Below are 18,413 nucleotides of genomic sequence, written 5' to 3'. Positions count from 1 at the left end.
GCCCGAGGCGGTGACGGCGCTAGCTTAAGCAGAACGCGCATCGCTATCGTCGGGACGTCTCGGCATAGCCTAATGGATGCGGCGGCGGGGATCACCATCACCGGATGACCACAGTGTCTGGTCGTAGACGGGCGTCATCTATAGGCCAACATCGCAAGGTAGGCCTCGTCTGTGATGAAGCGGCGATTCGATGGGGGCGAGCAAGTGTCGGACTCGGCCAGGCGGCGCTTTGCCGAGCACTACCGAGATGGCAACAGCTCATCGACCGGGGCGATATAGCGGCGAGCCGGGTCATAGCGCTTTATCAGGCCATCGGGGGGCAACCGTTCAGTCGGCCAGAGCTAAAGATCGATAGTGAGCAGGTAGCGCTTCATGGATGATTTCCATCAAACAACGCTTCGATGACGTCCTCTTCCAGCGGAGCATCCCAGCCAGCCTCCGCCTCGATACGACCCTTGGTCAGTCCATAGAGCTCATTCAGGCCAAATCCTCGATCTTTCAAGGCTTCAATCCACTTGGTTAAGGATAGTCTCGAACAGAGAGGGCTGTTGAGTGCGCCAAGCACCTTGGCCACCGCGATCCGCGCGCCCCGGAGTCCTTATCGAGAGTCCCGATTTCTGACCACGAACCACAGCCAGATAGCGACACTCAGCGACAGGTAGACCACCAGCGGAAGGGCGAGAAACAGCGCCAGCACCTTGATCGAGAAACCTTCCTTGAAAAAGTAGACGATCAGCAGCAGCGGGAAGATGCTGGCAACCAGCAGCGGCCCAGCCTCACGCCGTATCCACTGGACGACCGCAGTGGTCTTGTTGGGCATAAGCGTCCTCTGGTGGTCGTGGTTGGTGTTGCAGGAACTGCCGGAGCACCACTGACGACATCTTCCTGCCGGTGATGTCGGCGACGTTGTGCCGGTGGTCTTCGCAGGGACTACAACGAGATGGTGACTCGCCTGGCTGCGCGCCTTCAGGGCGTCGAAGAAAGGCCGTCGGCGCACCTGTAATCCTGCAGGCGCTGCCGACGGCCTGCTGCATCGCAGATCAGAGCATCTCTTCGATGTTGTTGATGGTGGGTTCGAGAATCAGCTCGCCTGTGCCCTGTTGCACCACGCGATTGGGTTCGATGAAGCAGGTCACCAGGCACCTGGCGCTTTCACCACCATCAGAGATGGTGAAGGTCTTCTTGGTGGAGACAACCCTGCCCTGCACAAAGACCAGGCTGGTTTTTTCGCCTTCCTCCGCCGTGAAGGGAAGCTCGATCAGATCATCGGTAGCTGGAACTTCCTGCAAGGAGTCGATCTGGTGCTCCGGCATTTCCAGTGGCGTGGGTTTCAGCAACAGTGGCTCGAGGGACTTGGTGTTCAGGGAGTCCGTAAGCTGAAACATCAGTCGGTAGTTCATGTCAGTTCCTGATTGGTGTCGTGAGACGCAGCCACTGCTGTGCGTCGATTTCCTGCCGGCCATTCCTGCTCGCCCTGGCGGCTGCTCGAGACGAGCAGGTCTACCCCGTCTGCTGCCTTGTATCCGCTGGCCGGCAGATGTCGGGTATGAAACGCCAGAGAATTCAACCATTTGTCGAATAAGAGCAGGCTAATATATAGCATTGGTAGTATCCGATCGCCAGCACTTTACGGTGACCGTTCGATGCGGCGGCTGGCGGTATAGAGGCACTGAGCGCAGGTCGCGGTAGCAGCCTGGGTCCCGCAGGGGTATCGGCTCCAGACAGCGCGATGTAACGACGCCACGAGGAGGACAAAGCGAGAAGGGTGAAAGTAGCAAGTGGGCCGAGTGGATAGTGCAGGAGGTAGTGCTGTCGATAGCGGAGTAAAAAGCGGAGTGGGGTCAGTTCAGGCGGTGCCCACGTGTGAACTCGATGCGATGAGAAGGGGGGGGCGAAAACGACGAAAAACGGCCACCGCTCTGATGAGCAAGGTGACCGTCATTCTTGAATTCAGTGGTCGGAGCGACAGGATTCGAACCTGCGACCTTTGCAACCCCATTGCAACGCGCTACCAAGCTGCGCCACGCTCCGACTTGGCCTATGGGTTGTGTGACCGTCTGGCCTGTCCCCCGAAGACGAGGCGTATACTAGCGCGTTCATTTCAAAATGAAAAGCCCCTTTTGCGCTTTTATTTCAATTGGTTGGAAATTGACCAGTCCCGGGCGTCAGCGCTGCCCACTTTGTCCGTGCTCTGACACACTATTGGTAGGCAATGGGACACGAGGAGGACCAGGGAATGCCGCTGATTCTGGGAATGAGTCTACTGCTGGCGTGTCAGTTCGCTGGTGAGTTGATCGCGCGGGGGCTGACGTTACCGATACCCGGGCCGGTGATCGGAATGGTGATTCTGCTGATCGGGCTGTCGATTCGCGGCAAGGTGCCGAAGAGCCTGCGTACGACAGGGGAAGGTCTGCTGCGTTACCTGACGCTTCTGTTTGTGCCTGCGGGTGTCGGGCTAATGGTGCATGGCCGCCTGATCGCCGATGACTGGCTCGCCATCGCGGCGACGCTGGTGCTGTCCACGGCCCTGACCCTGGCGGTCACCGCCTGGGTCATGGCAAGGCTGGCTGCTCGCCGGGGAGGTCAGTAATGGAGGTGGCCGAACTCGATGAGCTATGGGTCTATCTGTCTGGCAATCCGCTGTTGTCGCTGCTGGTCACGCTGTTGGCCTTCGCCCTGGCGGTGCGCATCAACAAGTGGCTGGGCGGCACGCCGCTGCTTCACGCGGTAACCCTGAGTATTGCCCTGATCATCTCCTTCCTGCTGGTCACCGGGATCGACTACGCCACCTACTTCGAGGGCGCCCAGTTCATCCACTTTTTGCTGGGGCCCGCCACGGTGGCGCTGGCCATCCCGCTGTATGACCATCGCGAGCGGGTGCGTCAGTTACTGCTGCCGCTGTTGGTAGCTTGCGGCGCGGGTATCGTGACCGCGGTGGCCTCGACCCTTGGCATTGCGCTGTTGTTCGGGGCGGCGCCAGAAACCGTGCTGTCGTTGGCGCCGCGCTCGGTAACGTCGCCCATCGCCATGGGGGTGGCGGAGAAGATAGGCGGTATTCCGTCACTGGCGGCGGGGCTTGTGTTGATTACCGGCTCCATCGGCTGTGCGCTGGGGCCGTTCATCTTTCGTCTACTCGGCATCAAGGACCCGGTGATCCAGGGTTTTACCATGGGGCTCTCCGCCCACGGCTTTGGTACGGCCCAGGCGTTCGCCAAGCTGGGAGCCATGGCCGGCGCCTTCTCTGGCCTTGCCATGGGACTGACGGGCTTGATCACCGCCTTTTTGCTGCCGCTGATTGTGGCGATATTCGGACTCTGACCTTCGTCTAATGCGCAACGCAAATTGTCTCCGGCTGAACTATGGTCAAGCGAAGGGATTGGGCCGGAGGTCAAGATGTGGAAGACCATCAAGTCGGTACTCGCCGCGTTTTTCGGCGTGCAACGCGAGTCCCGGCGTCAGGAAGACTTCACCACCGGCAAGGCGTCCAGCTTTATCGTCGTAGGCATCCTCATGGGGGTGCTGTTTGTCGTGATTCTGATCGTGATCGCCACCCTGGCGGCGGGTTGAGTGACCCGTTGGCAGGGTGGCGTCTTGCGTTGACGGCTCGGCCCGCTACAGGCGGGGCAGTGACCAGGCTCTTCTATACTCGAGCCATTGGCGAGCGAACAAGATAACAACGAGCTCCAGGAGGCATCGATGCGCATGCGGCATGTGTGGATGACTGCGGGAACGCTGTTCGCAGGACTCGGAGGGCACCTTCAGGCGTCCGACTGGAACATGCCGGTCGGGGTGACGGACGTCAGTCGTGAGGTGTATTCGCTGCACATGACGATCTTCTGGATCTGCGTGATCATTGGCGTGGTGGTCTTCGGCGCCATGTTCTACTCGCTGTTCCGCTATCGTCACTCCCAGGGCGCAAAGGCCGCCAAGTTCCATGAGCACACCACCGTCGAGGTGATCTGGACGGCCCTGCCGTTGCTCATTCTGGTCGGCATGGCAGTGCCGGCTACCGCCACGCTCAAGAAGATGTACGACGCCTCCGACGCCGACCTGGATGTGATGGTGACCGGCCAGCAATGGCGCTGGCACTACAGCTACCTGGGTGAGGATGTCGACTTTACCTCCAACCTTGCCACTCCCCGCGAGCAGATCTCAGGCGAGAGCGAGAAGGGGGATAACTATCTGCTCGAAGTCGATGAACCCCTGGTGCTGCCGGTGGGCAAGAAGGTACGCCTGCTGCTGACCGCCGACGACGTCATCCACTCATGGTGGGTGCCCGAACTGGCGGTCAAGCAGGACGCGGTGCCTGGCTTCGTCAATGAAAACTGGGTGCGCATCAACGAGCCCGGCATCTATCGCGGCCAGTGCGCGGAACTCTGCGGCAAGGATCACGGCTTCATGCCGGTGGTGGTCGAGGCGGTCGAACAGGAGCAGTTCGATACCTGGTTGGCCGAGCGCAAGGCCGCCGCTGCCCAGGAGGCCCAGGGGGTGGATCGCGAGTGGTCCATGGACGAACTGATGGAGCGTGGCGAGCAGGTCTACGGCTCCATCTGCGCCTCCTGTCACCAGGCCGATGGTAGTGGCCTGCCGCCTGCCTTCCCGGCGCTGGCGGGCAACCAGGCACTGCTGGACGAGCCGGAGCGCCATCTGGATACCGTCGTCAATGGTGTCTCGGGTACCGCCATGCCGGCCTTCCGCACCACCCTGAATCCGGTGGAGATCGCCGCCGTCATCACCTACGAACGCAACGCCTGGGGTAATGAGACAGGCGAGGTGACCCAGCCGGCCGATATCGCCGACATGCTGTCCGAGTAGCCGGACGAACGGCTGTCGGGATCGCGATTGGAGCAGCCGTTCAGGTGCCGGGAAATGCAAGCACAAGAGATGAACGAGCTAGGGAATAGCGAACAAGGGATGGTCGACGAACGACCAGTCCGAGCAACCGGGGGCTCTCAGGAGTCACGTTGAACGCACCATCGACGCCCGCCAAGAGTCAGGCAGGCGGCCAACAGGGGAGATCTTCGCCATGGCGTCACTGCCTCCCAAGCATCGACTCGAGTCGTCGGCCTCCGAGGCCAGCTCGGCGGGACACGACGAGCATCACTATCGCCCAGGCGGTCTGATGCGCTGGGTACTGACCACCAATCACAAGGAGATCGGTACCCTTTATCTGATCTTCTCCTTGACCATGTTTCTGATCGGTGGGGTCTTCGCGCTGGTGGTGCGGGCCGAATTGTTCCAGCCCGGTCTTCAGCTGGTGCAGCCCGAGTTCTTCAACCAGATGACCACCATGCATGGCCTGATCATGGTGTTCGGCGCGGTGATGCCGGCCTTCGTCGGGCTGGCCAACTGGATGGTGCCGCTGCAGATCGGGGCGCCGGACATGGCGCTGCCGAGGCTCAACAACTTCAGCTTCTGGCTGCTGCCGATCGCCTTTACCCTGATGTTGAGTACGCTATTCATGCCGGGTGGGGCACCGAATTTCGGCTGGACCTTCTATGCGCCGCTGTCCACCACCTACGCGCCGCCGTCCACTACCTTCTTTATATTGTCGCTGCACATCGCCGGTATCAGCTCGATCCTGGGGGCGATCAATATCATCGCCACCATCCTGAACCTGCGCGCACCGGGCATGCGCCTGATGGACATGACCCTGTTCGTCTGGACCTGGTTGATCACCGCCTTCCTGCTGATCGCGGTAATGCCGGTGCTGGCCGGGGTGGTCACCATGATGCTGATGGACATCAACTTCGGCACCAGCTTCTTCAATGCCGGTGGCGGTGGTGATCCGGTGCTGTTCCAGCATCTGTTCTGGTTCTTCGGGCATCCCGAGGTCTACATCATGATCCTGCCGGCCTTCGGCATCGTTTCGGTGATCATTCCGACGTTCGCCCGCAAGCGGCTGTTCGGCTATGCCTCCATGGTCTACGCCACCGCTTCCATCGCCATCCTGTCGTTTTTGGTGTGGGCGCACCACATGTTTGTGGTGGGGTTACCGTTGGTGGCGGAGCTGTTCTTCATGTACAGCACCATGCTGATCGCAGTGCCGACCGGGGTGAAGGTGTTCAACTGGATCACCACCCTGTTCCGGGGTTCGATCAGCTTCGAGCCGGCGATGCTGTTCGCCATCGCCTTTGTGGTGCTGTTTACCATCGGTGGCTTCTCGGGGCTGATGCTGGCGATCTCGCCGGCGGACTTCCAGTACCACGACACCTACTTCGTGGTGGCTCACTTCCACTACGTGCTGGTGCCCGGCGCGGTGTTCTCGATCATGGCGGGGGTCTACTACTGGCTGCCCAAGTGGACCGGCCACTACCCGCACCTGCGGCTGTCCCAGTGGCACTTCTGGCTGTCGATGATCGGGGTCAATCTGACCTTCTTCCCGATGCATTTTTCCGGGCTTGCCGGCATGCCGCGAAGAATTCCCGACTACTCGTTGCAGTTTGCCGACTTCAACATGCTCTCCAGTATCGGTGCCTTCATGTTCGGCTTCTCGCAGCTGTTGTTCGTGGTCATCGTGATCATGTGCGTGCGGGGCGGCAAGAAGGCGCCGGCCAAGGCCTGGGATGGCGCCGAGGATCTTGAATGGACGGTGCCGAGCCCGGCGCCTCTGCATACCTTCGAGCACCCGCCTCAGTATCGGCCGGTGGAGCACTGAGTCGGGAGTGTCGCCATGACGGACGTCGTCGAGGATCGCAGTCCCCAGGTTCGACGAACCGTGGTGAAGACTCTGGTGGTGCTGGCGGGGATGTTTGGCTTCGCGTTTGCCCTGGTCCCGCTGTATGACGTCTTCTGCCAGGTGACGGGTCTCAACGGCAAGACCTCGACCAGCGCTCAGACGCTGGTGCACGAAGAGGTCGATACCGAACGCACGGTGACGATGCAGTTCGTGACTCGTGGCAGTGCGGGACTGCCGTGGAAGCTGGAGGCCCACAGTCGCCAGGTTCGGGTTCACCCAGGGCAGAGCACGGAGGTGTATTTCACCTTTCGCAATCTGGGTGACCAGGCGCTGGTGGCAAGGGCGGTGCCCAGCGTGACCCCATCTCCGGCGTCGTTACATCTGCGCAAGCTGGCCTGTTTCTGTTTCGACAATCAACGGCTGGCGCCGGGGGAGAGCTTCGAGGCGCCACTGGTGTTTCAACTGACCCGCGATCTCCCCGAAGAGATCAAGACCGTGACCCTGGTGTACACGCTCTACCCGCAGGACCAGGGACCGGACGTGGCGGTGGCGACGGTGGCCGACGGCGCACCGGGCAGTGACAAGGGACGCCGACCGGCGTCTGGCGAAGATCCAGGAGGTGAAGCATGAGTGGTGGCAGCTACTACGTACCCGCGACCAGCAAGTGGCCGATCCTCGGTTCCCTGGCCATGGGCGTGATGATGGTCGGCGGGGGCACCTGGCTGGTGCACGGGGCGGCGGGGTCGCCGATCATGCTGGCGGGGCTGGTGGGCATCCTGGCGGTGATGGTGCTGTGGTTCAGGGATGTCATCAAGGAGTCCATGTCAGGGCTCTATGACGCCCAGATGGATCGGTCCTTCCGCTGGGGCATGGGTTGGTTCATCTTCTCGGAAGTGATGTTCTTCGGCGCCTTCTTCGGTGCGCTGTTCTATGTGCGGACTTTGGCGCTGCCATGGCTCGATGGTGAAGGTGCCAAGGGCGTGTCGGCATTGCTGTGGCCCGACTTCACCGCCAGCTGGCCGCTGGAGAACCCACCGGACAGCGCCATCTCGGGGCCGACCGAGACCCTGAGCCCTTGGCAGCTGCCGCTGGTCAACACCCTGCTGCTGGTGTCCTCGAGCATTACCCTGACGGTCGCCCACGAAGCGTTGAAGATGGGGGAGCGTCGCGCTACCCACAACTGGTTGTTCGGTACGGTGCTGCTGGGCACCTTCTTCATCATCATCCAGGGGGTCGAGTACTACGAAGCCTACCATCACCTGGGCCTGACTCTGGAGGCGGGCATCTACGGCTCGACCTTCTTCATGCTGACGGGCTTCCATGGCCTTCACGTCATCATCGGCACCATCATCCTGGCCAGCATCCTGATGCGTATCCGCAAGGGCCATTTCAGTGGCGACAACCACTTCGGTTTCGAGGCGGCGGCCTGGTACTGGCACTTTGTCGACGTGGTCTGGCTGGGGCTGTTCATCTTTGTCTACGTGTTCTGAGGCAGGCGGCGTGGGGGCCGCTCAGCCGATCGTACCGGTGGCGAAGCCATAGGCCAGCAACGCCAGCAGCAGGGCGGCCAGGGCTACCCGGATCTTTAGCGAGACCAGCAGGCGGCGTGAGTGGCTGTCGTCCTTGAGCAGGAAGCCGACCCCGGCCGCGAGACTGGCCAGCATGGCCACGAACACGATCAGAATCAGGATCTTGAGCAGCATGGTGAGAGTCCGTTCGAGTGAGGGGAAAAGGCGTGGTCCGGGTCGGCTGGTGGCCTGGTGCCTGCTGTGTGCAGCGCTGATGGTGCTGGGTATCGGCCTTGGACTATGGCAGTGGGAGCGCGCCGCCGGCAAGCGCGACTATCTTGCAAACCTTGCCGAGGCACCGACCTTGAACATGCCAGGGACATTGCCGCCGGACGGCAGCCGCCTGTCGCTCGAAGGCGTCTTTCAGGCCGACGAAACCCTCTACCTGGACAATCGGATGCTCGGCAATCGACTCGGGGTAGCGGTGCTCACGCCCTTTGTCGACGTCGAGGGACAGCGGTGGCTGGTGGAGCGCGGCTTTCTCGAGACAGGGGTGTCGCGCCAGGCGCCCTACGCAGAGACGCCGAAGGGGCTGGTGTCGCTGAGCGGTGACTGGCAGGCGGATGGCCGGCGTACGCCGCGGTTCGGTGGCAACCTCGAAGGCACGCGACTGCAGCGCATCGAACTCGGAGCCTGGGACGAGGAGTTCAGCTTTGCCGGTTGGCTGCATCAGCGCCAGGGTCCCGGGCATCTGGAGGACTGGTGGACGCCTAACGTCATGCCACCAGAGCGACATCTGGCCTATGCACTGCAGTGGTGGGGGCTTTCGCTGGTGGCGCTGCTGGCGCTGCTGTTTGGAGGTCGACGACTCTATCGCGATCTTTGCGCGGCGGGCGTCACGAGCGCTGAAAGGTCAATTGTTGATATGTCCGCCAGGCAAGAACGCTAAGGCCGAGAGATGGCGAGACTGCGAAAGAAAACCGCGGAAGACAATAACGCCGCGAAAGACAGGAAAGGGTCGAAAGACAAGCGACATCGGCGAGGGCAAGAGGCTAGCGCGAGAGCACGACACTAACGCGAGAACAACAGATACCCGATAGCCCAGCGGGCACGACAGGACCGAACGTGTCGACGCAAGGAGTGGAGGTGCGAGGATGACGACGATGGGGTGGCAGCGGCTGAAGCTGGTCGCACTGATCGCGATCTTTGTGATGCCCATGGCGCTTGCCTGGGGCATGGTCGAGTTCCGTATCGGCATTCCCGACAACCGTACCGCACACGGGGCGCTTGATGCCGATGTGCCGCCGCTATCCCGGTGGCCGGCTCTTGAGCGCACAGACATTGCCAGTCGCGATCGTGGAGGGGAGGTCGCGGCGCATGCCTGGACCCTGGCCTACGATTGCGGCGATAGCTGCGCCGAAGACGCGGATCGCTGGTGGCGCCTGCACCGAGCGCTGGGCAAGGACGCCCATCGTCTGAGTCGGTTGCGCGTAGGCGGAGACGCTGCCGCCTTGCCTGGCGAGTCGCTGATGACCTGGACCGAGTCGCCGGAGTGGGCCAGTCAGGGGCAGGCGTGGCTGCTTGACCCCCAGGGGTGGGTGGCGGTCGCCTATCCTGTCGGGGTGGAGACCCGGGCGGTGATGGACGACATCGAGCATCTGTTCAAGCGCAACCCCGAGCCACCGCTTGCTGCCCTGGGCGAAGATCCCGGTGAGGCCGAGGCTACACAAGGTGCCACCGAACTGGTCAGTCTGCACGACAGCCAAGGTGCCAGCGAAGACGGCCGCCAGGAGGTGCGCCATGAATGATCGACGCCTGGCGACGCTGCGGCTCTTGAGTCTGGTGGGGGCGCTGTTCACCGCCCTGGTCATCATGGCCGGTGCCTTCACCCGCTTGCTGGATGCGGGGCTGGGTTGTCCCGACTGGCCGGGGTGCTATGGGGCGCTGGTCGTGCCCGATGCAAGCAGCGCTCTGCTGCATAGTCCGGATGCACCGCTGGAGGCATCCAAGGCCTGGATGGAAATGATCCATCGCTACCTGGCCGGATGTCTCGGGGTCATGGTGATGGCCCTGCTGGTGCTGGCCTGGCCCAGGCGGCGCAAGCCTGGGTTTCCCTGGCGTCTGATGCTGATTCTGTTCGCCGCCTTGATGGTGCAGGGGGCCTTCGGTGCCTACACCGTGACCCTCAAGCTGTGGCCCCAGGTGGTAACCCTTCACCTGCTGGGAGGTCTCACGGTGATGACGCTGTTCATCTGGCTGCATCTGCGCCTGCGTCGCGTCGCCAGGGGCGAGGCGGCGCTCGCTGCCCGACCACTGGGGGCGCTGATGGGGGGGGCCACCATGCTGCTGGTACTGCAACTGGCGCTGGGGGGCTGGACCTCCAGCAACTACGCGGGCATCGCCTGTCAGGGGTTTCCCACCTGCAATAGCCAGTGGGTGCCCGACACCGACTGGGGTGAGGGCTTCCACCTTACCCAGACGGTGGGGCCCAACTATCTGCACGGGGCCCTGCACGCCGAAGCACGCACGACGATCCATCTGGCCCATCGGCTGGGAGCGCTGGTGTTGACGCTGGCGCTGGCACTGGTGGTGATCCGTCGCTGGCATCGCCGTGAGATGCGGCCCTGGCTGCTGACGCTGGCCGGGGCGACGGCTTTGCAGGTCGCCCTGGGTATCGCCAATGTGCTGCTGTGGCTGCCGCTGGGCCTGGCGCTTCTACATACTGCCGGCGCGGTACTGCTGGTCTTCAGTTTTACCCTGGTAGCGTGGAAGCAGCGCCATTCAAGACAGGCGGTGAAGGGACGTCAACGCCAGACCAGAGGAGGGTGGCTCCATGCGTGATGCACAGGCCATGGGTGCAGCGACCCATCCGCTATGGCGTGACTTGCTGACGTTGTGCAAATGGCGAGTGGTCATGGTGATGCTGGTATGCGCCCTGGTGGGGATGTTGCTGGCGATCCCCGGTGCGATATCGCCAGCTGCGCTTAACGCCATGGTGTGCGGGCTTATCGGGATTGCACTGGCCGCCGCCGGGGCGGCGGCGATCAACCACGTGGTGGATCGCAAGCTGGATGCGCGGATGCATCGCACCTCGCGGCGCCCGCTGGCGTCCGGTCGCTTGTCGACGCCACTGGCGCTGGCCTGGGCGCTGTCATTGTCCACCTCGGGGGTGGCGCTGCTGGCGCTGACCGTCAATCCGTTGACCGCCTGGCTTACGCTGTGGTCGCTGGTCGGTTATGCGTTGATCTACACGGTATTTCTGAAACGGGCCACGCCGCAGAATATCGTCATCGGTGGTGTCGCCGGTGCCGCGCCGCCACTGCTGGGCTGGACCAGCGTGACCGGGACAGTGGGAGCCGAACCGCTGCTGCTCATGTTGATCATCTTTGCCTGGACGCCGCCGCACTTCTGGGCGCTGGCGATCTACAAGCGCGATGAATACGCCGAGGCAGGGGTTCCGATGCTGCCGGTGACCCATGGCCTCGCCTTTGCCAGACTGCAGGTCTGGCTGTATGGCTGGTTGACAGTGGCGGCCACCTTGCTGCCGTTCACCATCGGCATGAGTGGGTGGCTCTATCTGGTCAGCGTCTGTGTGCTCAATCTACGCTTCATGCAGTGGAATCTCAGGGTCTGGCGTGGCCACGACGAACAGGCGCCCTTGCAGGCCTTCTGGTTTTCCATTCGCTATCTGCTTGGCGTCTTTCTGGCCTTGTTGCTGGATCACTATCTGAGTATCGCCTTGAGTCCGTGAGGGCCGACTACCTTCGTTCAACGGTCCGGTGTCACGGGAGTGTCATCGGCAGGTGGCAACAATGCAGGCGGCAGTCACCGGTCTTTCTCGCGATGAATGGTTCAGCCTCTCTGGTAGATGTGTAGAATGCCCCCTTTGACCATCGCACAGGGGGCTGCATGTCCACGACGCTCGCTTATGCCTTGCTCGGGCTTGGCATTGTCATCATTGCCGCGTTGGCGTGGTACGCCTGGTCGTTGAAGAATGAGGTGCGGCGCCGAGAGGGAGTGATTCGGGACGAGGAACGTCGTGCCAGGGAAAATGGCCTGGAAAACCTCGGTCTGGTTGCGTCGGCGCTATTGCAGCGTCAGGTCGATGTGACCGAAGGCTGCTGGCGGTTGAAAGTATTGTTCGAGATCATCGATCCGGCACTGCTTGAGCGGCGCGAGTTCAGAGTCTTTGCCGAGGTCTACGAACAGACCCGTCATCTGCACACACATCAGGCTCGTCAAGAGCTTACGCCCAAGGAGCGGTTCGCTGAAGACAAGCAGCGACTGGCCGTGGAAGAAGCGAATCGCGACGATGTGCTGGCTGCGGCACAGGCTGCGCTGGATTTTCAAGCCCGTTACCCCGACTCTCTCAATTGAGCGATCTCGAACACTGTTCGATGAAGTGAATGACGGGCGGGTATCGCCTGTGCTAGTTTGATTGTACAGAAGCGATACGTCATGATATCGCCTGCAAGGGATTGGTCGTGCAGCAATTGTCTTGCACGATGGGCCGTTGGCAGAAGACGTTGAGATATTGGCGACTAATAGACTGGCTAGGCGCTGTATTTCATGCTTTTCTTGCCTATGAGGAAGTAGGGTACCTATCCTGTTTCTCGATCGGCACAACATTGGACCCGCTGAAGAACAGGGTTACCCGTATTCAGCATTGAGTGTCAGATAGAAGAAGGAGTCTTACATGAAAAAATCAACGACTGGCTTGCTGCTCGGTTCTGCACTGGTTGTCGGCCTCTCCGGCTGCGCCAGCTCCGCCTCTCAGTCCTCCTCCGGCATGAGCGCATCTGACGCCAAGCCGTGGTACCAGCACCCGATGGTGTGTGGTATCGCTGGTGGTCTGATCGGCGGTGGTATCGGCTACGGCACCACCAGCGATGACGACGAGGAAACCGGCGCTGCTGTCGGCGCGACCGTCGGCACCGTGGCTGGCGCTCTGCTGTGTGCCGAGCCGAACAAGGAGCCGATGAACGCTCCGAAGGATTCCGACGGTGACGGCGTCTACGACGCCAACGACCAGTGCCCGGGTACTCCGGCCGGCGTCGCCGTGGACGCAGTGGGTTGCCCGCTGGATTCCGACAACGATGGCGTGCCGGACTTCCAGGACCAGTGCCCGGGTACTCCGGCTGGTGTCCAGGTCAACTCCCTGGGTTGCGAGAAGGACCTGGTCCTGCGTGACGTGAACTTCGAGTTCGACTCCGCCACCCTGACCGCTCAGGCTGAGCAGGTTCTGGCTGGTGTTGCCGAGCGTCTGCGCGCCAACCCGAACGTCGGCGTGCGCATCGAAGGTCACACTGACAGCGTCGGTTCCGACAGCTACAACAAGCAGCTGTCTCAGGAGCGTGCCGCTTCCGTTGCTCGCTTCCTGGCGAGCCAGGGTGTTCAGCCGAACCGCATGCGTGCCATCGGTTACGGTGAAGAGCAGCCCATCGCGACCAACGACACCGATGCAGGTCGTGCGGAAAACCGTCGTGTGGAACTGGGTGAGTGGCAGTAAGTCTGCCCTGACCGAGTCCGTCTCGATCGCCTGATCGAGCACGATGACATCAGCGAGGCGCCTTCGGGCGCCTCGCTGCGTTTCGGGTGGTGGTGGCCAGGCTTGCCATTCCGCTCGCTAAAGGTGTCGCGACGCCCTCCACAGGGGTAGAGCATGGCGCCGGCGGCGCCATTTCTGATATTCTATGTCGCTGTTTCACCCCTCGAATCCATTTTGGCGACACGTGATCCCTGGTATGGATCACCACTGCGCACAAGGACAGCTTGCATGCCCATCGTGACACTGCCTGACGGCAGTCAGAGAACCTTCGATTCCCCCCTTAGCGTCATGGAACTGGCCGAGAGCATCGGCCCGGGACTTGCCAAGGCCTGCGTGGCCGGCAAGATCGACGGCGTATTGGTGGACGCCGCGGACCTGATCGAGACGGACGCCGAGGTGGCGATCCTGACCGCACGTGACGAGGAAGGCCTGGAGATCATCCGGCATTCCTGTGCCCACCTGATCGGGCACGCGGTCAAGCAGCTCTATCCCGAGGCCAAGATGGCCATCGGCCCGGTGATCACCGACGGCTTCTATTACGACATCGATTTCGGCCAGTCGATCACCCCGGAAGACCTCGAGACCATCGAGAAGCGCATGAAGCAGCTGATCGATGAAGAGTACGACGTGGTCCGCGAGTACGTCGATCGCGATGCCGCGATGCTGGAATTCCTGCATCGCGATGAGCCCTACAAGCAGGAAATCGTGCGCGGGATTCCCGAAGGCGACACTATTCGCCTCTACCGCCACAAGGAATATACCGACATGTGTCGTGGGCCCCACGTGCCCAACACGCGTCACCTCAAGGCGTTCAAGCTGACCAAGCTGGCCGGTGCCTACTGGCGCGGCAATGCCGACAACGCCATGCTGACCCGCATCTACGGCACCGCCTGGGGCGACAAGAAGCAGCTCAAGGCCTACCTGCACCGCCTCGAGGAGGCCGAGAAGCGCGATCACCGCAAGCTGGCGCGTCGTCTCGACCTCTTCCACATGCAGGAAGAGGCGCCGGGCATGGTGTTCTGGCACCCCAACGGCTGGACCCTGTGGCAGCGCGTCGAGCAGTACATGCGCGGCGTCTACAAGGAGGGCGGCTATCAGGAGATTCGCTGTCCCCAGATCATGGACGTGTCGTTGTGGAAGAAGTCCGGCCATTGGGATAACTACGCCGACGGCATGTTCTTCACCGAGTCCGAGAAGCGTGAGTACGCGCTCAAGCCGATGAACTGCCCGGGCCACGTCCAGGTGTTCAACTCCGGCCTGCGCAGCTACCGTGAACTGCCGGTGCGCTTCGGCGAATTCGGCGGCTGTCACCGTAATGAGCCGTCCGGCGCGCTGCACGGCATCATGCGAGTGCGCGCCTTTACCCAGGACGACGGCCACATCTTCTGTACCGAAGAGCAGGTGCAGCCTGAGGTGACGAGCTTCCATCGCCAGGCGCTCAAGGTCTACAGCGACTTTGGCTTCGAGGATATCGCGATCAAGATCGCCCTGCGCCCGGAAAAGCGCATCGGCGACGACGACACCTGGGATCGTGCCGAGAACGCCCTGCGTGGTGCGCTGGAGGCCTGTGGGGTCGAGTGGCAGGAGCTGCCGGGCGAGGGCGCCTTCTATGGTCCCAAGATCGAGTATCACATGAAGGACTGCCTGGGCCGCGAGTGGCAGGTCGGCACCATGCAGGTCGACTTCATGATGCCCACGCGGCTGGGTGCCCAGTACGTGACCGAAGAGGGCGAGCGCAAGCCGCCGGTCATGCTGCACCGTGCCATCGTCGGTTCCATGGAGCGCTTCATCGGCATCCTGATCGAGCACTACGCCGGCGCCATGCCGCTGTGGCTCGCGCCGGAGCAGGCGGTGGTGATGATCATCACCGATGCCCAGAAGGAATACGCCGAAGCCTTGACCTCACGACTGCAAAAAATCGGTCTTCGCGTCAAGTCGGACTTGAGGAACGAGAAGATCGGCTTTAAAATTCGCGAGCATACGTTGCAGAAGGTACCCTATCTCCTGGTGGTCGGAGATAAGGAAGTAGAGGCCGACTCGGTGGCTGTGCGTACGCGCAGCGGCGAAAATCTGGGCACCATGACCGTGGACGCCTTTATTGAACGAGTTCAGGCCGAGCGGTACTAACGGGTAGGCGGCATGGGCCGCCCCCTCGTGTGAGGCTCTAGGCACGCACCTTCCCAGCTCTCGCACCTTCCAAAGCTACAGTGGAGACGGAACCATCAAGAGAAGCAACCCCAGAGGACGCCCCCAGGACAAGCGTCCGCCAATGAACGAGCGCATCACCGAAGATCAGGTCCGCCTGATCGCCAGCGACGGCGAACAGCTTGGCATCGTGGATACCCGCGACGCCCTTGAGCGTGCCGAAGCGGAAGGGATGGACCTCGTACAGATTTCCAATGCCGATCCGATCGTCTGCAAGATCATGGATTACGGCAAGTTCGTCTTCGAGCAGAAGAAGCAGAAAGCTGCTCAGAAGAAGAAGCAGAAGCAAATCCAGGTCAAGGAAGTCAAATTCCGTCCTGGCACCGACGAGGGTGACTATCAGGTCAAGATGAAGAACCTGATTCGATTCCTCGAAGGTGGCGACAAGGGCAAGGTCACCCTGCGTTTTCGCGGGCGTGAAATGGCGCACCAGGACATCGGCCGCAAGCTGATGGAACGGATCGCAGCGGATCTCGAGGAAATCGGGACCGTGGAATCCTTCCCCAAGATGGAAGGGCGCCAGATGATCATGATCATTGCCCCCAAGAAGAAGTGATCCGACGGCCGGTTCAACGATTGGTCAGCCTGTGAAGGCTGGCCATTGGCCCCGGATTTTCTAAAGAAACTCGAGCGGAGTTATTCTCATGCCGAAGATCAAGAGCAACAGCGGCGCTGCCAAGCGCTTCAAGAAGACTGCCAACGGCTTCAAGCACAAGCAGTCCTTCCGTAGTCACATTCTGACCAAGAAGTCCACCAAGCGTAAGCGTCAGCTGCGCGGCATGCAGCAGATCCACGACGCCGACAAGGCACTCGTGCGTCGCATGCTGCCGTACGTATAAACCCTTGGTGAACCCCCTTTAACGTCAGGAGAGTGCTATGACTCGTGTCAAGCGTGGTGTCGTCGCCCGTCGTCGTCACAAGAAGATCATGAAGCAGGCCAAGGGCTACTACGGTGCCCGTTCGCGCGTCTTTCGCGTTGCCAAGCAGGCCGTCATCAAGGCCGGCCAGTACGCGTACCGCGACCGTCGCCAGCGCAAGCGTCAGTTCCGTGCCCTGTGGATCCAGCGTATCAACGCCGGTGCCCGTCAGCACGGTCTGTCCTACAGCCGCTTCGTCGGTGGTCTGAAGAAGGCCGGTATCGAAATCGACCGCAAGGTCCTGGCTGACCTGGCCGTTCACGAGAAGGCAGCCTTTGCTGCCATCGTCGAGAAGGCCAAGGCTGCCCAGTAAGCGCGTTCGAATGATGAGCGAGCTCTCCCCATGGGGAGACGAGCGTTCATGATCGCCCCAGGGGAAGAGCAGCCGCTCTTCCCCTGTTTTTTTGGCGACCCCTTTTTCATCGCGATCTCTCTACTATTGCGCGACCACTCCACCACTGAACGATCAACGATATCGGAGCTCAACGTATGGACCACCTTCCCGACCTGGTTCAACAAGCTCGCGACGCCATCCAGTCAGCCGACTCCATGGCCGCACTCGACGAGATTCGCGTCAAGTACCTGGGCAAGAAGGGCGAACTGACCGCGCTGCTCAAGGGGCTCGGCAAGCTGCCCGCCGAGGAGCGCCCGGCGGCCGGTGAGCGCATCAACCAGGCCAAGCAGGAGCTGGCCAAGGAACTCGATACCCGGCGCGAGGCCCTGGCCAAGGCCGAACTCGACGCCAAGCTTGCCGCAGAACGCCTGGACGTGACCCTGCCGGGTCGTGGACAGCCCACTGGTGGCCTGCATCCGGTGACACGCACCCTGGAGCGTATCGAAGGCCTGTTCCGTCGCATCGGCTACGAGGTGGCGGTGGGGCCAGAGCTCGAAGACGATCACCACAACTTTGAAGCCTTGAACATCCCGGCCCACCATCCGGCGCGGGGCATGGCCGACACCTTCTATTTCGACGCCACCCGGCTGCTGCGCACCCACACCTCGCCGGTCCAGGTGCGCACCATGAAGGCCGAGGAGCCGCCGATTCGCATCGTCTGCCCGGGTCGGGTGTACCGCAGTGACTCGGATCTGACCCATACCCCGATGTTCCATCAGGTCGAGGGCCTGCTGATCGAGGAAGACGTCAGTTTCGCCGACCTCAAGGGCACCATCGAAGACTTTCTGCATGCCTTCTTCGAGCGCGATGACCTGTCGGTACGTTTCCGTCCGTCCTATTTCCCCTTCACCGAGCCTTCCGCCGAGGTCGATATCGCCTGCGTGATGTGCGCCGGTGAAGGTTGCCGTGTGTGCTCCCACACCGGCTGGCTCGAGGTGATGGGCTGCGGCATGGTCCACCCGGAAGTCTTCCGTCACGGCGGCATCGATCCCGAGCGCTATACCGGTTTCGCCTTCGGTATGGGTGCCGAGCGCCTGGCCATGCTGCGCTATGGCGTCAACGATCTGCGCCTGTTCTTTGAAAACGATCTGCGCTTTCTTCGTCAGTTTCACTGAGCGCTGCGGGCCAAAGGGCCCGATAAAGAACATCGAATGCAGGAACA

Annotated in this window: 22 protein-coding genes and 1 tRNA gene; 18 read left to right on the top strand and 5 right to left on the bottom strand. The window is 61.7% G+C overall.

Features of this window, described 5'->3' with window-relative positions; all coding sequences use genetic code 11:
* Positions 1-370 precede the first annotated feature (370 nt).
* The 4 genes from KUV74_RS16300 to KUV74_RS16285 all read right to left on the bottom strand — a co-directional run bounded on the left by KUV74_RS16300 (position 371) and on the right by KUV74_RS16285 (position 2,031).
* Positions 371-574 (bottom strand): hypothetical protein, encoded by a 204-nt coding sequence (locus KUV74_RS16300; protein WP_222516854.1) that lies wholly within the window; start codon positions 572-574, stop codon positions 371-373.
* Between the two features lie 24 nt (positions 575-598).
* Positions 599-820: a hypothetical protein gene (locus KUV74_RS16295; protein WP_045991614.1), complete on the bottom strand. Its 222-nt coding sequence runs from the start codon at positions 818-820 to the stop codon at positions 599-601.
* A gap of 220 nt (positions 821-1,040) precedes the next feature.
* On the bottom strand, positions 1,041-1,400 hold the full coding sequence (locus tag KUV74_RS16290; protein WP_108133728.1) for a hypothetical protein: 360 nt from the start codon (positions 1,398-1,400) through the stop codon (positions 1,041-1,043).
* A 554-nt stretch (positions 1,401-1,954) separates the two neighbouring features.
* A tRNA-Pro gene (locus KUV74_RS16285) sits at positions 1,955-2,031 on the bottom strand.
* A 205-nt stretch (positions 2,032-2,236) separates the two neighbouring features.
* On the opposite strand from KUV74_RS16285, the gene KUV74_RS16280 reads away from it, so the two are divergent.
* From KUV74_RS16280 to KUV74_RS16250, 7 genes are all read left to right on the top strand, one after another.
* Positions 2,237-2,590: a CidA/LrgA family protein gene (locus tag KUV74_RS16280; protein ID WP_045991507.1), complete on the top strand. Its 354-nt coding sequence runs from the start codon at positions 2,237-2,239 to the stop codon at positions 2,588-2,590.
* Positions 2,590-3,318 carry an LrgB family protein gene (locus KUV74_RS16275; RefSeq protein ID WP_222516853.1) on the top strand — a complete coding sequence of 243 codons (729 nt, stop codon included), beginning with the start codon at positions 2,590-2,592 and terminating at the stop codon, positions 3,316-3,318. Before KUV74_RS16280 ends, KUV74_RS16275 begins: the two co-directional genes overlap by 1 nt.
* A 75-nt stretch (positions 3,319-3,393) precedes the next feature.
* A complete protein-coding gene (locus KUV74_RS16270) occupies positions 3,394-3,567 on the top strand; it encodes a DUF2970 domain-containing protein (protein ID WP_083970217.1) in 174 nt (57 codons plus the stop codon).
* Between the two features lie 129 nt (positions 3,568-3,696).
* Entirely contained in the window at positions 3,697-4,815 is a 1,119-nt protein-coding gene (coxB, locus tag KUV74_RS16265) for a cytochrome c oxidase subunit II (RefSeq protein WP_222516852.1), read from the top strand.
* Positions 4,816-5,026: 211 nt separating this feature from the next.
* On the top strand, positions 5,027-6,658 hold the full coding sequence (ctaD, locus tag KUV74_RS16260) for a cytochrome c oxidase subunit I (RefSeq protein ID WP_045991505.1): 1,632 nt from the start codon (positions 5,027-5,029) through the stop codon (positions 6,656-6,658).
* Between the two features lie 15 nt (positions 6,659-6,673).
* Positions 6,674-7,309: a cytochrome c oxidase assembly protein gene (locus tag KUV74_RS16255; RefSeq protein WP_083970215.1), complete on the top strand. Its 636-nt coding sequence runs from the start codon at positions 6,674-6,676 to the stop codon at positions 7,307-7,309.
* On the top strand, positions 7,306-8,169 hold the full coding sequence (locus KUV74_RS16250; protein WP_045991504.1) for a cytochrome c oxidase subunit 3: 864 nt from the start codon (positions 7,306-7,308) through the stop codon (positions 8,167-8,169). Before KUV74_RS16255 ends, KUV74_RS16250 begins: the two co-directional genes overlap by 4 nt.
* Before the next feature lie 21 nt (positions 8,170-8,190).
* On the opposite strand, the gene KUV74_RS16245 is transcribed toward KUV74_RS16250, so the two are convergent.
* Positions 8,191-8,382 carry a DUF2909 family protein gene (locus KUV74_RS16245; RefSeq protein ID WP_045991503.1) on the bottom strand — a complete coding sequence of 64 codons (192 nt, stop codon included), beginning with the start codon at positions 8,380-8,382 and terminating at the stop codon, positions 8,191-8,193.
* Between KUV74_RS16245 and KUV74_RS16240 the strand changes: the two genes are divergently transcribed.
* The 11 genes from KUV74_RS16240 to pheS all read left to right on the top strand — a co-directional run bounded on the left by KUV74_RS16240 (position 8,381) and on the right by pheS (position 18,366).
* Positions 8,381-9,136 carry an SURF1 family protein gene (locus KUV74_RS16240; RefSeq protein WP_222516851.1) on the top strand — a complete coding sequence of 252 codons (756 nt, stop codon included), beginning with the start codon at positions 8,381-8,383 and terminating at the stop codon, positions 9,134-9,136. The genes KUV74_RS16245 and KUV74_RS16240 overlap by 2 nt on opposite strands.
* Positions 9,137-9,341: 205 nt before the next feature.
* The gene (locus KUV74_RS16235; RefSeq protein WP_222516850.1) at positions 9,342-9,995 is read left to right on the top strand and encodes a hypothetical protein; all 654 of its coding nucleotides are present in this window, start codon (positions 9,342-9,344) and stop codon (positions 9,993-9,995) included.
* Entirely contained in the window at positions 9,988-11,028 is a 1,041-nt protein-coding gene (locus KUV74_RS16230) for a COX15/CtaA family protein (RefSeq protein WP_222516849.1), read from the top strand. Before KUV74_RS16235 ends, KUV74_RS16230 begins: the two co-directional genes overlap by 8 nt.
* A complete protein-coding gene (gene cyoE, locus KUV74_RS16225; protein ID WP_222516848.1) occupies positions 11,021-11,938 on the top strand; it encodes a heme o synthase in 918 nt (305 codons plus the stop codon). Before KUV74_RS16230 ends, cyoE begins: the two co-directional genes overlap by 8 nt.
* A 158-nt stretch (positions 11,939-12,096) precedes the next feature.
* Positions 12,097-12,564, top strand: coding sequence for a DUF2489 domain-containing protein (locus tag KUV74_RS16220; RefSeq protein WP_045991499.1), 468 nt, complete (start codon positions 12,097-12,099; stop codon positions 12,562-12,564).
* A 319-nt stretch (positions 12,565-12,883) separates the two neighbouring features.
* Positions 12,884-13,696: an OmpA family protein gene (locus KUV74_RS16215; protein ID WP_222516847.1), complete on the top strand. Its 813-nt coding sequence runs from the start codon at positions 12,884-12,886 to the stop codon at positions 13,694-13,696.
* A gap of 267 nt (positions 13,697-13,963) precedes the next feature.
* Entirely contained in the window at positions 13,964-15,862 is a 1,899-nt protein-coding gene (thrS, locus tag KUV74_RS16210) for a threonine--tRNA ligase (protein ID WP_045991497.1), read from the top strand.
* 94 nt (positions 15,863-15,956) lie between these two features.
* Complete coding sequence (infC, locus tag KUV74_RS16205; protein ID WP_083970214.1) at positions 15,957-16,496, top strand: translation initiation factor IF-3; 540 nt, start codon at positions 15,957-15,959, stop codon at positions 16,494-16,496.
* An 88-nt stretch (positions 16,497-16,584) separates the two neighbouring features.
* A complete protein-coding gene (gene rpmI, locus KUV74_RS16200) occupies positions 16,585-16,779 on the top strand; it encodes a 50S ribosomal protein L35 (protein WP_045991495.1) in 195 nt (64 codons plus the stop codon).
* Between the two features lie 37 nt (positions 16,780-16,816).
* Positions 16,817-17,170: a 50S ribosomal protein L20 gene (gene rplT, locus KUV74_RS16195; RefSeq protein ID WP_045991494.1), complete on the top strand. Its 354-nt coding sequence runs from the start codon at positions 16,817-16,819 to the stop codon at positions 17,168-17,170.
* A 176-nt stretch (positions 17,171-17,346) separates the two neighbouring features.
* Complete coding sequence (gene pheS, locus KUV74_RS16190) at positions 17,347-18,366, top strand: phenylalanine--tRNA ligase subunit alpha (RefSeq protein ID WP_045991493.1); 1,020 nt, start codon at positions 17,347-17,349, stop codon at positions 18,364-18,366.
* Positions 18,367-18,413 lie beyond the last annotated feature (47 nt).

This window comes from Halomonas sp. DP1Y21-3, assembly GCF_019801245.1.
GTDB classification, from domain to species: domain Bacteria; phylum Pseudomonadota; class Gammaproteobacteria; order Pseudomonadales; family Halomonadaceae; genus Halomonas; species Halomonas litopenaei.
Note: the sequence above shows the minus strand (reverse complement) of the source record. Positions and strands in the feature narration are given on the sequence as shown.

Excerpts from the sequence above, each read along its gene's own strand:
- rpmI (WP_045991495.1), top strand. The coding sequence starts at position 16,585 with ATGCCGAAGATCAAGAGCAACAGCGGCGCTGCCAAGCGCTTCAAGAAG.
- KUV74_RS16270 (WP_083970217.1), top strand. The coding sequence starts at position 3,394 with ATGTGGAAGACCATCAAGTCGGTACTCGCCGCGTTTTTCGGCGTGCAA.
- KUV74_RS16215 (WP_222516847.1), top strand. The coding sequence starts at position 12,884 with ATGAAAAAATCAACGACTGGCTTGCTGCTCGGTTCTGCACTGGTTGTC.
- KUV74_RS16245 (WP_045991503.1), bottom strand. The coding sequence starts at position 8,382 with ATGCTGCTCAAGATCCTGATTCTGATCGTGTTCGTGGCCATGCTGGCC.
- KUV74_RS16235 (WP_222516850.1), top strand. The coding sequence starts at position 9,342 with ATGACGACGATGGGGTGGCAGCGGCTGAAGCTGGTCGCACTGATCGCG.
- KUV74_RS16220 (WP_045991499.1), top strand. The coding sequence starts at position 12,097 with ATGTCCACGACGCTCGCTTATGCCTTGCTCGGGCTTGGCATTGTCATC.
- thrS (WP_045991497.1), top strand. The coding sequence starts at position 13,964 with ATGCCCATCGTGACACTGCCTGACGGCAGTCAGAGAACCTTCGATTCC.
- coxB (WP_222516852.1), top strand. The coding sequence starts at position 3,697 with ATGCGCATGCGGCATGTGTGGATGACTGCGGGAACGCTGTTCGCAGGA.
- rplT (WP_045991494.1), top strand. The coding sequence starts at position 16,817 with ATGACTCGTGTCAAGCGTGGTGTCGTCGCCCGTCGTCGTCACAAGAAG.
- KUV74_RS16240 (WP_222516851.1), top strand. The coding sequence starts at position 8,381 with ATGGTGAGAGTCCGTTCGAGTGAGGGGAAAAGGCGTGGTCCGGGTCGG.
- pheS (WP_045991493.1), top strand. The coding sequence starts at position 17,347 with ATGGACCACCTTCCCGACCTGGTTCAACAAGCTCGCGACGCCATCCAG.
- cyoE (WP_222516848.1), top strand. The coding sequence starts at position 11,021 with ATGCGTGATGCACAGGCCATGGGTGCAGCGACCCATCCGCTATGGCGT.
- KUV74_RS16255 (WP_083970215.1), top strand. The coding sequence starts at position 6,674 with ATGACGGACGTCGTCGAGGATCGCAGTCCCCAGGTTCGACGAACCGTG.
- KUV74_RS16250 (WP_045991504.1), top strand. The coding sequence starts at position 7,306 with ATGAGTGGTGGCAGCTACTACGTACCCGCGACCAGCAAGTGGCCGATC.
- KUV74_RS16295 (WP_045991614.1), bottom strand. The coding sequence starts at position 820 with ATGCCCAACAAGACCACTGCGGTCGTCCAGTGGATACGGCGTGAGGCT.
- KUV74_RS16290 (WP_108133728.1), bottom strand. The coding sequence starts at position 1,400 with ATGAACTACCGACTGATGTTTCAGCTTACGGACTCCCTGAACACCAAG.
- KUV74_RS16230 (WP_222516849.1), top strand. The coding sequence starts at position 9,988 with ATGAATGATCGACGCCTGGCGACGCTGCGGCTCTTGAGTCTGGTGGGG.
- KUV74_RS16275 (WP_222516853.1), top strand. The coding sequence starts at position 2,590 with ATGGAGGTGGCCGAACTCGATGAGCTATGGGTCTATCTGTCTGGCAAT.
- ctaD (WP_045991505.1), top strand. The coding sequence starts at position 5,027 with ATGGCGTCACTGCCTCCCAAGCATCGACTCGAGTCGTCGGCCTCCGAG.
- KUV74_RS16280 (WP_045991507.1), top strand. The coding sequence starts at position 2,237 with ATGCCGCTGATTCTGGGAATGAGTCTACTGCTGGCGTGTCAGTTCGCT.